The organism is Corynebacterium sp. NPDC104732, from assembly GCF_055583565.1.
Genome location: NZ_JBVJNS010000031.1, coordinates 1 through 12,597, shown reverse-complemented (window position 1 = coordinate 12,597; position 12,597 = coordinate 1). Strand labels below are relative to the sequence as shown.

Genomic DNA, 12,597 nt, shown 5'->3' with positions numbered 1-12,597 from the left:
CGCCCGGTCCCATTCCGAACCCGGAAGCTAAGCCTTGCTGCGCCGATGGTACTGCACCTGGGAGGGTGTGGGAGAGTAGGTCACTGCCGGCCTAAAAACTTCAAACTGATCAGGGGTGTGCTTGGAACAATTTAGGTTCCCAGCGCACCCCTGATTTTTGCATTGCGTAGCAAACTAGAGTTTTATAGTTCATAGTGAATTTCGTAACAGACGATATAAAGAGGTCTTCACATGGTCGAAAATAATCGCAACGGTGGCCACAAACGCGGTGAAGGCCCACGCCGCGGCAACGGGAAAAGCAAACCCCGCGGCGACAAGAAGTGGAACAATGAGCGTCGTGAAGGCGGGCACGGCAAGCGTCGCCACTCGCAACGTGGCGGAGCCGGCCGGAATGACGGCAAGTTCCACGCTGGCCCTAACCGTGCTGGTTTCCGCGAAGAACGCATGGAAAGTCGGCAACAGCACCCGGACATCCCGAGTGACATCGACGTTCACGACCTGGACCCCTCCGTGCTGCAGGATCTGCGGAGCCTCGCGAAGGATAATGCCGACGCCGTAGCCAAGCACATGATCATGGCGGCTACGTGGATGGCCGACGATCCGAAACTTGCGCTTCGGCACGCCCGCGCCGCCAAAGACCGTGGCGGTCGCGTTTCTGTCGTACGGGAAACCGCCGGCATCGCCGCTTACCACGCTGGTGAGTGGAAAGAAGCCCTTGCCGAGCTCCGCGCCGCCAAGCGGATGAGCGGTGGCCCTGGTCTGGTCGCAGTGATGGCTGACTGTGAACGCGCACTCGGAAAGCCAGAAAAAGCCCTCGAACTGGCGCGCGAAGTTAATGCTCAGGAACTCGATGAGGAAACCCGTATCGAACTCGCTATTGTCGCAGCTGGTGCACGCCATGACCTAGGCCAGCACGAAGCGGCCTTCGTGGAGCTGTCCAAGGTGGATCCACGCGCCGATGCGGAGGGCATGAGCGCTTCCCGCCTCATGTACGCCTACGCCGACGCGCTGCTGGCAGTGGGGCGGAAAGACGAGGCCAAGCAGTGGTTTGAGCATGCGCAACGCGCAGATGTCGACGGATTCCTAGACACTAAGGATCGTCTCAAGGAGCTGTCGTAACTTCGTCCCGCCCTGTGCGTTAAAGTTGGTGGCATGACTGTTGCCACCGCGTACGACGCCCTACTGCTTGACCTCGACGGCACCATCTGGGAAGGGGGCCGGGCGATTCCCGGCGCCGTCGAAGCTGTCTCCGCTAGCGGGCTACCGGCCATGTACGTGACCAACAACGCCTCTAAAGCGCCGAAGGTTGTGGCGAACCAACTCACAGCGCTAGGCTTGGCTGCCACTGCTGACGCGGTGATGACGTCCGCCCAAGCAGCGGTCCTCATGGCACAGCAGTGCTGCGAACCAGGGGCCACCGTGCTAGTGCTGGGCACCACCTCGTTCCAGCAACTCGCCCGTGAAGCAGGTTTCATCGTTACCACCACCGCAGATGATCGCCCGGTGGCGGTATTGCACGGGCATAACCCAGAAACCGGGTGGGCTGAGCTTTCCGAAGCTGCGCTCGCCATTCGTGGCGGCGCCTCCTACCTTGCCTCTAACCTGGACAGCACTCTTCCCATGGAGCGGGGGCTTCATGTCGGCAACGGTTCCATGGTGGCCGCCGTCGTGAATGCAACTGGGGTATCGCCACGCTCTGCCGGAAAACCGGAACCGGCAATGTTCCATTTGGCGGCGGAAAAGCTGCAGGCTCAGCGTCCACTGGCGGTCGGCGACCGCCTCGATACCGACATCGCTGGTGGCATCGCCGCAGGGATGGATACGCTCCAGGTCATCACGGGTGTGAGCGGACACCGCGATATTCTCAACGCCCTGCCCGCGCAGCGCGCCACAATGATTGCCGAAGACATGACCGCCCTGTTCGCGGCAGCCGATACGCTGCGACCTGGCCCACAAGGCGGTTTCCACGCCGACTTTAGCGGGACCACCCTCACGATCAGTGGTGGCGCTGCGGATAGTACCTCAATCCAGGCGTTTCGCACCGCCCTGTCCGCAGCGTGGGCTGCTCAAGACACGCTCGTGGACGAGATTGTGGCGGTCGGGGACGTCGCTAAGCAGGCGGTGGCACAGTGGCGGTAGGAGCCCCTATCCCGCGCGACCCGCGGCAACCAAAAATCACCCCGGCGCAGCTTGACGACGCGGTGGCCGAAGTCCTCAGCGAACCCGCCACTACAGTGCAAGAGGAAGCAGAGCAGCTAGCCCGCGCTCACGACATCGTGCACGAAGCACTCCAATAACGGCTCAATAAGGAAAGACAGATGGTAGCTCGACGACGCCTCGACGCTGAACTAGTGCGTCGGAAAATTGCTCGTTCCCGCGAACACGCCACGGAGCTGATCCGGGGGCGCCACGTGTATGTGGCGGGGATGCTCGCGGTAAAGCCGGCGACAGTGGTGGAGCCCGACGTCTCTATCCGCGTCGATGACTCCGTTACCGACGACTGGGCGTCCCGGGGCGCTCATAAGCTCCTCGGAGCTTTGGAAGCATTCGAGCCGCTTGGGCTGTCTCTCAAAGGGAAAAAGGTTCTCGATGCGGGCGCGTCGACCGGTGGTTTTACCGACGTGTGCCTGCGGCGAGGCGCCCGCGAGGTCGTGTCCGTGGACGTCGGCTACGGGCAGCTCATTTGGCGGCTCCAGAACGACGATCGTGTCCGTGTCGTCGATCGGACCAACATCAGACATGTGACGTTGGAACACACCGACGGCCCGTGTGATGCCATGGTCGGGGATCTGTCCTTCATTTCGCTTAACCTGGTGCTTCCCGCCATCGTCGCGGTCTTGGAGGACGGCGCCGATCTGCTGCCCATGGTGAAACCGCAGTTTGAGGTGGGCAAAGACCGGCTCGGCAACGGCGGTGTGGTGAAAAGTCCGGAGCTGCGCGCCGAAGTCACCCAAGAAGTAGCGCTCGCTGCACAGCAGTTGGGGCTCAGTTTGAAAGGCGTGGTGGCCTCGCCACTTCCTGGCCCGTCGGGCAACGTGGAGTACTTCTTGTGGCTTGTGAAAGACGGCGGTGGCGCCACTAAGACCGCTGCGGAAGTCGCCGAGCTGGTGGCAACGGCGGTGCAGGAGGGACCACAATGACGTTGCGTGAAGTCTTGCTCGTGCCGCACACTGGGCGCCGAGCGAACCTGGAATCAGCGGCGTTTGCAGCCCAGCAGTTGTCCGACGCCGGTATCGGGGTCCGATTGATCACCGGGCATGATGAAACCGCGATCCGCAACCACCCTGTCCTGAGCACATTTCCGGCGTTCGGGCACGTAGAGGCCGCAACTTTAGGGGTGGAGCTGGTGCTGGTGCTGGGTGGCGACGGGACGTTCCTCCGCGCTGCGGACCTGGCCTATGCCGCGGACCTGCCGGTGTTGGGCATCAACCTGGGGCACGTGGGATTCCTCGCAGAGTGGGAATCCGATTCTATGGCGGAAGCGATCAGCCGGGTAATCTCCCAGGACTACCGGGTGGAAGACCGCATGACCTTGAAGGTGATCGTCCGGGATGAAGATCGGAGCGTGCTGTCTCGTGGATGGGCCCTGAATGAGGTCAGCGTGGAAAACACCAACCGTCGTGGTGTCCTGGACGCCACCTTGGAGGTCGATTCCCGCCCGGTGAGCAGCTTCGGTTGCGACGGCGTGCTGATTTCCACCCCGACCGGTTCCACCGCTTACGCGTTTTCCGCCGGTGGTCCGGTACTGTGGCCGGAGCTGGACGCGATTTTGGTGGTGCCAAACAATGCACACGCGCTGTTCGCAAAACCCCTGGTGGTGAGCCCTCAATCCCGGGTGGCTGTCGAGTCCCATAACGCCCCTGCGGTCGCGATCATGGATGGGTTCCGCACCTTCCAGGTCCCACCGGGCGGCCGTGTTGAGGTACTGCGTGGGGAGCGCCCCGTGCGGTGGGTTCGCCTCGATGATGTGCCGTTCACGGACCGACTCGTGCGTAAGTTCCGATTGCCGGTCGACGGCTGGCGCGGCCCGAACGTGTAGGTTTGGGAATTATGCTCGGAGATATTGCGATCGAGAACCTGGGCGTGATCACGTCTTCCGCCCTGGAATTTTCCCCAGGACTTACGGTGCTCACCGGCGAAACTGGCGCGGGTAAAACCATGGTGGTTACGGGCCTGCGGCTGCTCAGCGGTGGTCGCGCCGATGCGTCACGAGTGCGCACCGGGGCGGACCACGCCGTGGTGGAGGGCCGGTTTTATGTGGACGAGGTCGACCCTACGACGCGCGAGCAGGTGGCCGCAGTGCTTGACGACGCCGGTGCCCGCTCCGACGAATCTGGAGAAATAATCGCCACCCGCGTGGTCAACTCAACTGGGCGCTCGAAGGCTCACCTAGGCGGGCGCGCAGTTCCAGCAGCGACCCTGCAAGATTTCGCTTCCGGAGTGTTGACCATCCACGGCCAAAACGATCAACTTCGGTTGCTCAGCCCCGCCGCGCAACTAGAAGCCCTGGACCGCAGCGCGGAGGGCCTCATTACACTGCGGGACACGTACACCGCGGCGTACCGGACCTGGAAAAAACTCGCCCGAGATCTGAAAGAGCGCACCGAAAAACGCCGGGAGTTAGCGCAGGAAATCGACCGCCTGCGCTTCGCCCTGGATGAAATCGCGGCGGTGGCCCCGGAACCAGGGGAAGACGCTGACCTGGTGCAGCTGATTCGGCGGCTGCAGGACGTCGATACGCTGCGCGAAGCAGCCACCATCGCCCTGACCTCCATCGACGGCGCTGACGAAGGGGAGACCCCGGGCGCCGCCGACCTGCTGGGCGTCGCCCACGCCGCGCTCGGGGGCTGCGATGATCCCGAGCTGACAGAGATGGGGGAGCGTCTGGGTGCGATCACCAGCGAGCTGAGTGACCTGTCGCGTGAACTCGGTAGCTATCTCGAAGGGCTGCCTGCTGACCCGGCAGCGCTCGAGGAGAGTTTGCAGCGACAGCAGGAGCTCAAAACCCTCACCCGCAAGTATGCGCCGGACATTGACGGGGTGCTTACCTGGCGGGATAAGGCGGAGGTGAAGTTGCGCAGCATTGACGTCTCCTCCGAGGCGCTCGACGATCTGAAAGCCGAGGTCGCTACCGCGCAGCGGGCAATGCTCGCAGCGGGCTCAGAACTGTCAGCTGCCCGCCGGAACGCGGCGGAGGAGTTGGGAGCCAAGGTCACCGAGGAAATCCATGGTTTGGCGATGCCGAAGGCACGCTTTGAGGTTGCGCTCACCGAGGCTAAACCCAGCTCCACTGGGCTCGATGAGGTGGAGTTCCGCCTGGCTGGCGCGCCAGAACTTGACGCGCGGCCACTAGCGACGTCGGCTTCCGGTGGCGAGCTCTCCCGCGTGATGCTGGCGCTGGAAGTGATCCTTTCCGCTGGGGTATCGGGCGTGACTTTGGTGTTTGATGAGGTGGATGCCGGAGTGGGAGGCCGGGCTGCAGTGGAGATCGGGCGTCGATTAGCGCGGCTCGCCACGCAGTGTCAGGTAATCGTGGTGACGCACCTGCCGCAGGTCGCAGCCTATGCGGATACGCACCTGCACGTGTCCAAGGAGGTGTCGGATGCTGCCCAGAAGTCCGGGGTGGAGCGCCTCAGCGAGGAACGTCGGGTGGCAGAGCTGTCCCGCATGCTCGCCGGTTTGGAGGACACGGAGACGGGGCGCGCACATGCACAAGAACTGCTTGACCGGGCGCGAGAAGACCGCGAGGCGTTGCGACAAAAATAATCGCGGTCGCCTCCGCGCGCCTGCCCCACCACATGAGTCACACCCAGCACAATAAGGCGCATGAGTCTGTTTTCTCGCAACTCCGACCTGCCCGGACTGACCGCCACCTTGCGTGATTGCACGCAGGGCGCCAAAGGACTGAAGAAACTCAGCCAGGGCGACATCGCGCTGATCAACGCCCCGGATCTCGCCCGAGCATTGGCGCAGCAGCTCGTCGATGCTAAGCCCGCCGCCATCATCAACATGGCGCAATTCACCACCGGGGCAATGCCGAACTTTGGCCCACAGATCCTGCTCGATGCGTCGATCACGCTCGTGGAGGGCGTCGGCGAGAACATCCGCGAAGGCGTGAAAGACGGCAAAAAAGTCCGCCTCACGGACGACGGTCATGTGTACGTGGGGGAGCGACAGGTCGCGTCGGGCACGGTAGTGACCCAGGAGAGTGCGGAAGCAGCGTTCACCGAGGCACAGCAATCCCTCGTTGACCACATGGAAGCGTACTTCGGCAACACGATTCAGTTCCTGCACTCGGAGGCGCCGCTGCTCATCGACGGCCTGGGGATCCCAGACACGGGCATCACCTTCGCGGACCGCAAGACGCTTGTGCTGAGCCCAGGGCAGGGGCACCGCGAGCAGCTCAAGCGGTTGCGGAACTTCATTCGCGAGTACGAGCCAGTGCTGATCGGTGTCGAGGGGGCGGCAGATACCTTGGTCGAGTCCGGCTACACCCCAGACTTGATCGTCGGCGACCCCGCCAATATCGGTAACGATGCGCTGCGGTCGGGCGCCCGCGTGGTCCTGCCTGCGGGGCCGGATGGCCACGCACCGGGCCTGGAGCGGATCCAGGACCTGGGCATTGGAGCGATGACGTTCCCGGCGGCTTCCGACTCGGCGACGGACTTGGCGCTGCTGCTGGCCGACTACCACGGTGCCTCCACCATCGTCGCTGCGGGTTCCAAGCTGGATCTGTCCGAGATTTTCAGTGGCGCGTCCTACGCCACGCCGTCGGCCCTGCTCACCCGCACCAAGCTTGGAGGCAAGCTTATCGACGGCGATGCCGTTGCCGATCTCTACACCATCAAGACCTCCGGCGGAGCTGGCTGGGTCTGGGCACTGCTCGGCATCCTGGTGGCCGTTGCGGTGATCGTTGCGATCGCGGGGCTGAGTGGCAGTGGCGCATTCGTAGACAACCTTATCGATACGTGGAACAACATCGCGCTGTGGTTCCAGGGCTTGTTTAAGTAAAGGGGAATGCTGCATATGGCTAAGAAGAAGCGTCGTACCGGGACCGCGGTAGCGGGCCTGGCGTTCGGTGTCGCACTGGGAACCCTGTTTGGTACGTACATCCTCTCCCCGAACCTTCCTGGCGGCGCAAACGAATCCAGCAATAAGGCCGTTGCCGAGCTGGCTGCAGCGAAGTCCGAGGCCGCGATCAATGGCGCGCAGGCAGGGGCTGCAGATTCCTATATCGCTGCCACCGCCGGGGATGCAGTGCACGATGCGCTGAAGGATCGCCCGGTGTTGATTTTCCGCACCGCTGATGCCGCCGACGAAGACGTCACCGCGGTTGCTGACCTCCGTGATAAGTCGGGGGCGAAGGACGCCGGCACGATCACGCTCACGGAGAAGTTCTTTGCTCAGGATGGGGCGGACACGTTGAAGTCCATCGTGGCTAACACATTGCCAGCGGGTGCGCAGCTATCCACCAACCAACTGGATCCAGGCACTCACGCTGGTGAAGCGCTGGGCGCGGCGTTGCTGCTCAACAAAGATAACGGTGAGCCGCTGGCACAAACCGAGGAACGCGCGTTGCTGCTGAAAGCGCTGCGGGATTCGGGGTACATCGAATACCAAGACGGCACTATTCTTCCAGCTCAGCTCGTCATCGTGATCACCGGCGACGCTGATGGCACGGGAGAAACGAACTTCGCGGCGGTGCACCAGGCGACCTTTGCGAAGGCGCTGGATAAACTCGCGAACGGCGTTGTAGTCTCCGGCCGGGTGCAGACCGCTGGTGCCAATGGCGTCATCGGTCAGCTGCGCAAGGATGCCGAGTCCGGGGTGTCCACTGTCGATTCGGTTGACCGCGCGTTCGGGCAGATCGCCACGATCCTGGCGGGCCGGGAACAGCTGGATGGCAAGCAGGGGGATTACGGCACAGCGGATGATGTCGACGCGGTCTCGCCGGGCAAGCCTAAGGAATAGCGATGCACAATTTCGAGGTCACCCGCTCTGAGCTGCTGCTCGATTCTCCGATCATCGCGGTGCGACGCGACGGCGTTGTGATGCCTGGCGGTGAGGTGGCTAACCGGGAGATCGTCGAGCACTTCGGCGCGGTGGCTATTGTGGCCTGGGATGGGGAGAAGATCCCCCTGGTGCGCCAGTACCGGCACTGTGTGAAGCAGCGCCTGTGGGAACTTCCGGCGGGGATTCTTGATGTGGCCGACGAAGATCCACTGGAGTGCGCCCGCCGCGAGTTGCAGGAAGAAACCGGTTTGGCGGCCGCCGAGTGGTCGCTGATCGTGGATTTGGTGAGCAGCCCCGGATTTTGCGAGGAAGCAATCCGCGTATACCTGGCCACCGGGCTGACAAGGGTCGAACGCCCCGAACCGGAGTATGAAGAAGCGGACATGGCGCTCGAGTGGTTCACCCTGGATGAGGCCGTGTCGATGGTGCTGCGCGGTGAGATCGTCAATGGGATTGCTATCGCGGCGATCATGACGGGGCACCATATTCTTACTCACGGTCTGTCTGGGCGGGAAGCAAACGAGCCGTTTGCGTTGCGTCCGGATTCGATGGCGCGGCGTCGTAAAGCAGCGGGCTTGCACGCCGACATGAAGCGGATATGACCTCGCCGGCGGAGCTTGCCTCGGAGTGGCTGAGTCATCTCGCGGTTGAGCGGGGCGCGTCGGCAAATACTCTCAGCAATTATCGGCGCGACGTACAGCGTTACCTATCGTGGCTGGACGCGGCCGGTATCCGGGATTTGTCGGCGGTGACTGCGCAGGACCTGGAAAATTACGTGGCTGATTTGCGGCGCGGCGATCCGAGCGTGGGGCGTCGGCCCCTGGCGGCGTCGTCGAGTGGGCGGGCGCTCGTGGTGGCGCGCGGCCTGCACAAGTTCGCCGTCGCGGAAGGAAAGCTCGCCGTTGATGTGGCCGCTGAAGTGTCGCCGCCAGCAGCGGGCAAGCACCTGCCGGACACGCTCACGGTGGAACAGGTCGCCACGCTTATCGACGCCACGTCCCGCGAATCCGTCGTGGGCTTACGCGATCGCGCGCTGCTGGAACTGCTGTACGGCACTGGCGCCCGCATTTCGGAGATCACAGCGCTCACGGTGGATGATGTTGCCTCGGGAGAGGGCATGATCCAGGTGACGGGTAAGGGCGACAAGCAGCGCCTGGTTCCGTTCGGCTCCCTGGCGCAGCAGGCCGTTTCTGAGTATTTGGTGCGTGGGCGACCTGCCCTGTCGAAGGGGAAGACTCATGCGCTGCTGCTGAATAAGCGGGGCGGTGCGCTCTCGCGGCAAAGTGCGTGGGGGATTATTAAGGATGCGGCGACTCGTGCCGGATTGGACGTGGACATTTCGCCGCATACGTTGCGACACTCCTTCGCCACGCACCTGCTGGAGGGCGGGGCCGATGTACGCGTGGTGCAGGAGTTACTGGGGCATTCCTCTGTGACAACAACGCAGATCTATACCCATATTACTGCTGCGAATCTGCGGGAGGTATGGAACACCGCCCATCCGCGCACCTAAGGTCAAGTGTCTGTCCTTAACTCTTGCAAAAGGCGCGTCAGAGTGACGATTTTTCGCCCTGCCCTGTATTCTTGAAACGACAGGAATGTAATTAGGAGTCGCTTTATGGCTTCGCTAGCAGCCAAGTCAAGGAAGAAGGGTTGATTCATGGCGAAATCGAATCAGGGTGGGACCTCCGCGCTGTTCGACACAGCAGCGCCCGAACTGGGGCTGACTGGCCGCCCGATCCGTGAACTTCCGGAACCGGCACCCTTGGACACGCATGGGCCGGCAACGATCATCGCAATGTGCAACCAAAAAGGTGGCGTGGGCAAAACGACGTCCACCATCAACCTCGGCGCGTGTCTGGCTGAGGCAGGCCGCAAGGTGCTGCTGGTGGATCTGGACCCGCAGGGTGCACTGTCTGCAGGTCTCGGCGTGCCACACGATGAGCTGGATCTGACCATTTACAACTTGCTGGTGGACTCGCACACCTCGATCTTCCACGCGATCCACAAAACCAATGTGTCCGGACTTGACCTGGTTCCGGCGAACATTGATCTGTCTGCAGCTGAGATTCAGTTGGTGAACGAAGTCGGCCGCGAACAAACCCTCGCCCGGGTGCTGCGGCCAGTGATGAAGGACTATGATTTCATCATTTTGGACTGCCAGCCATCCCTCGGTCTGCTCACCGTGAACGCGCTGGCCTGTGCCCAGGGCGTCATCATCCCCATGGAATGCGAATACTTCTCCCTGCGTGGTCTGGCGCTGCTCACCGACACCGTGGAAAAAGTCCGCGACCGGCTGAACTTCGATCTGGACATTCTTGGCATCCTGGTCACCATGTTTGACCGTCGCACCTCCCATGCCCGCGAGGTCATGAGCCGGGTGGTGGAAGTGTTTGGTGACCAGGTCTTTGATACCGTCATTACCCGCACGGTGCGGTTCCCGGAGACCTCCGTTGCCGGGGAGCCTATCATCACGTGGGCGCCGAAGTCGCAGGGCGCCGAACAGTATCGCAACCTCGCGCGCGAAGTCATTGAGCGTACGTCCTAGGCTGTCGCCGCCGCTTCCCGACGGCGCATCCGAGCAACCCGAGATCACCGGTTTCCAGGTTGCCCTAAAAAACTTTGAGGGACCGTTCGACCTGCTCCTCCAGCTGATCTCGGCGAAAAAGTTGGACGTCACCGAGGTAGCGCTGTCCCAAGTCACCGACGAGTTCATCGCCTACACTCGAGCTTTAGGTGAGACCGCCGACTTGGACGAGGTGACCGAGTTCCTGCTGGTCGCATCCACGTTGCTGGACCTCAAAGCCGCCCGGTTGATCCCGCGCGGTGAGGTGGAAGACGCTGAGGACTTGGCGCTACTTGAGACCCGCGATCTGCTCTTCGCTCGCCTGCTCCAGTACAAGGCGTACAAGCAGGTTGCGGACATGTTTGCCCAGTGGCAGCGCCGCGCCCAGCGACGTTACCCGCGTTCCGTCGCTCTCGAAGAGCAGTTTGCGACGCTTTTGCCACCGGTGACCATTGGAAAATCCTTGGCGGAATTCGCGGAGGTCGCCGCGGGAGTGTTCCGGCCCAAGGCCCCGGAGCTCGTAGGCACCGCCCACATCCACCAGGTGGCAGTATCGGTCCCGGAGCAGGCAGGGCGGGTGTTGGACATTCTCCGTCTGGCTGGCAAAGACACCTGGCTGAGCTTTGCCACTTTGACCAGGGACTGCACCATTTCTATGGAAAAAATCGGCCGCTTCCTCGCCCTACTCGAGCTGTACAAGGCACGCGCGGTGGGCGTGTCCCAAGAGGAATCTCTTGGGGAGTTGCACGTCGCGTGGACCGGCGTTGACGTGGACCCGGCTGTGGTCGCGGCGTCGAACTGGAATTAGTGTGTGGCCCCGCTAGTAGTTCGTTGCGAACAATTCGCGATTGTTCCCGGTATGTCAACCTGTCTACTTTTTGTGCGAATGACTCACAATCAGGTAGGCATTCGGGAGGAGTTAGCAAGAAAATAGTTCACCGGCATATCTGATAGTGGATTTCGCTCCCAAAGCTGTAACAATCTACAGCGAAAAGGTTCTTGTGACTGTGATTCCTGAAGTAGTTGTCGATATATTCGGAATTTTCTCTGTAAAGCTTGACTAGCCCCAATAGTAGAATAGTAAACCATAAATGGATTGCTGCTGATAATTCATAATGGAACCGCTCGGTAGTTAAATTTTCCCATGTGTCGTGTGTTTCGTCTGGACCCCAAAGACTGAAGTAACCTGGTGGCATTGAAATTAACTCTTCAATGAGAGGTTTGAAATGAAAGTCGACCGAAAAAGAAAATTGGTCAGAGAAACCCACATTTGAAATTGATCCGAAATGGTTTTCGGCAGTGTGGAAGATTTTCTTAAAAGAAATAATTCCATTAAAAACCATCGCATTATTATCAATGGTAAAACCGGAATCATGAAGGCATTGGGTTGTTAACAGGGCGAATTGATCTGGGGAAATGTTTTTTCTAATGCCCTGCACATCGATCACCTGGGAATGCTGTGATGATTCTTGCATTACTGGCTGATGCGATGATGGATGGGAAAATGACCATGGCCAATTCGTTGGTACGTCGATCTATTAAATAAACGGGGCTGGTGTAGCACGTTTTTCCTGTAGCCTCTTGATGTTTCCAATATTCTGCGTTTGTGAGCGATTTGGTAATTGCGAGGTCGGCCAGTTCTTCCCAACTTGTCATGCGTTGATCAAGCGTATATAAATATTCCCATTGGTTGTGGGTTGTATGTTCTCGCTTGATGTGTCGATAACCGAACTTCGCCCCTTTCCAATCCCCGCATTCTAACTTTACGGTTTTACCAGCAAGAAGTCCGAATCTTGCAGTCCAGGTGCGGATGACTTTGTATGCATCGTCGAAAACACCGCAGGTATTCCATGGTCGCTTTATGCTAAGTGGAGTCGCAGACGAGGGTCGCTGATTAAATTGTAGTGCAGTGGAAAAAGGATCCTGAGCTGTCATGATTCTTGTTGACGGTGAAACCCTCAACGACAAGGATGTGTGATTATGCCGAAGGCTTATCCAAAAGAATTTCAACAGCAGTG

General features: G+C 60.6%; 12 protein-coding genes, 1 rRNA gene and 1 pseudogene. 13 read left to right on the top strand and 1 reads right to left on the bottom strand.

The window, feature by feature from the left end; genetic code table 11:
- The 13 genes and pseudogenes from rrf to ACZ6ZO_RS12430 form a co-directional block, all read left to right on the top strand.
- Positions 1 to 92: ribosomal RNA gene (gene rrf, locus ACZ6ZO_RS12490) — 5S ribosomal RNA — on the top strand; the annotation flags it as partial.
- 154 nt (positions 93 to 246) lie between these two features.
- Positions 247 to 1,119, top strand: a pseudogene (locus ACZ6ZO_RS12485) (hypothetical protein); the annotation flags it as partial.
- A 33-nt stretch (positions 1,120 to 1,152) separates the two neighbouring features.
- Complete coding sequence (locus ACZ6ZO_RS12480) at positions 1,153 to 2,139, top strand: HAD-IIA family hydrolase (RefSeq protein WP_465293007.1); 987 nt, start codon at positions 1,153 to 1,155, stop codon at positions 2,137 to 2,139.
- Positions 2,130 to 2,297, top strand: coding sequence for a hypothetical protein (locus ACZ6ZO_RS12475; RefSeq protein WP_465293005.1), 168 nt, complete (start codon positions 2,130 to 2,132; stop codon positions 2,295 to 2,297). The genes ACZ6ZO_RS12480 and ACZ6ZO_RS12475 overlap by 10 nt, the downstream gene beginning before the upstream one ends.
- A 21-nt stretch (positions 2,298 to 2,318) precedes the next feature.
- Positions 2,319 to 3,140, top strand: coding sequence for a TlyA family RNA methyltransferase (locus ACZ6ZO_RS12470; RefSeq protein ID WP_465293003.1), 822 nt, complete (start codon positions 2,319 to 2,321; stop codon positions 3,138 to 3,140).
- Positions 3,137 to 4,039 (top strand): NAD kinase, encoded by a 903-nt coding sequence (locus ACZ6ZO_RS12465; protein ID WP_208767554.1) that lies wholly within the window; start codon positions 3,137 to 3,139, stop codon positions 4,037 to 4,039. Before ACZ6ZO_RS12470 ends, ACZ6ZO_RS12465 begins: the two co-directional genes overlap by 4 nt.
- Before the next feature lie 11 nt (positions 4,040 to 4,050).
- Complete coding sequence (gene recN, locus ACZ6ZO_RS12460; RefSeq protein WP_465293000.1) at positions 4,051 to 5,766, top strand: DNA repair protein RecN; 1,716 nt, start codon at positions 4,051 to 4,053, stop codon at positions 5,764 to 5,766.
- Between the two features lie 51 nt (positions 5,767 to 5,817).
- Complete coding sequence (gene steA, locus ACZ6ZO_RS12455) at positions 5,818 to 7,011, top strand: putative cytokinetic ring protein SteA (protein ID WP_465293009.1); 1,194 nt, start codon at positions 5,818 to 5,820, stop codon at positions 7,009 to 7,011.
- A gap of 15 nt (positions 7,012 to 7,026) precedes the next feature.
- Complete coding sequence (locus ACZ6ZO_RS12450; protein WP_182386044.1) at positions 7,027 to 7,971, top strand: copper transporter; 945 nt, start codon at positions 7,027 to 7,029, stop codon at positions 7,969 to 7,971.
- A 2-nt stretch (positions 7,972 to 7,973) separates the two neighbouring features.
- Positions 7,974 to 8,615, top strand: coding sequence for an NUDIX domain-containing protein (locus ACZ6ZO_RS12445; RefSeq protein WP_465292998.1), 642 nt, complete (start codon positions 7,974 to 7,976; stop codon positions 8,613 to 8,615).
- The gene (gene xerD, locus ACZ6ZO_RS12440; protein ID WP_465292996.1) at positions 8,612 to 9,526 is read left to right on the top strand and encodes a site-specific tyrosine recombinase XerD; all 915 of its coding nucleotides are present in this window, start codon (positions 8,612 to 8,614) and stop codon (positions 9,524 to 9,526) included. Before ACZ6ZO_RS12445 ends, xerD begins: the two co-directional genes overlap by 4 nt.
- 147 nt (positions 9,527 to 9,673) lie before the next feature.
- Positions 9,674 to 10,561, top strand: coding sequence for a ParA family protein (locus ACZ6ZO_RS12435; RefSeq protein ID WP_182386049.1), 888 nt, complete (start codon positions 9,674 to 9,676; stop codon positions 10,559 to 10,561).
- Positions 10,545 to 11,387 carry a segregation and condensation protein A gene (locus ACZ6ZO_RS12430; RefSeq protein WP_465292994.1) on the top strand — a complete coding sequence of 281 codons (843 nt, stop codon included), beginning with the start codon at positions 10,545 to 10,547 and terminating at the stop codon, positions 11,385 to 11,387. The genes ACZ6ZO_RS12435 and ACZ6ZO_RS12430 overlap by 17 nt, the downstream gene beginning before the upstream one ends.
- Before the next feature lie 617 nt (positions 11,388 to 12,004).
- On the opposite strand, the gene ACZ6ZO_RS12425 is transcribed toward ACZ6ZO_RS12430, so the two are convergent.
- The coding region (locus tag ACZ6ZO_RS12425; RefSeq protein WP_465292992.1) for a hypothetical protein at positions 12,005 to 12,597 on the bottom strand (593 nt) is incomplete at its 5' end.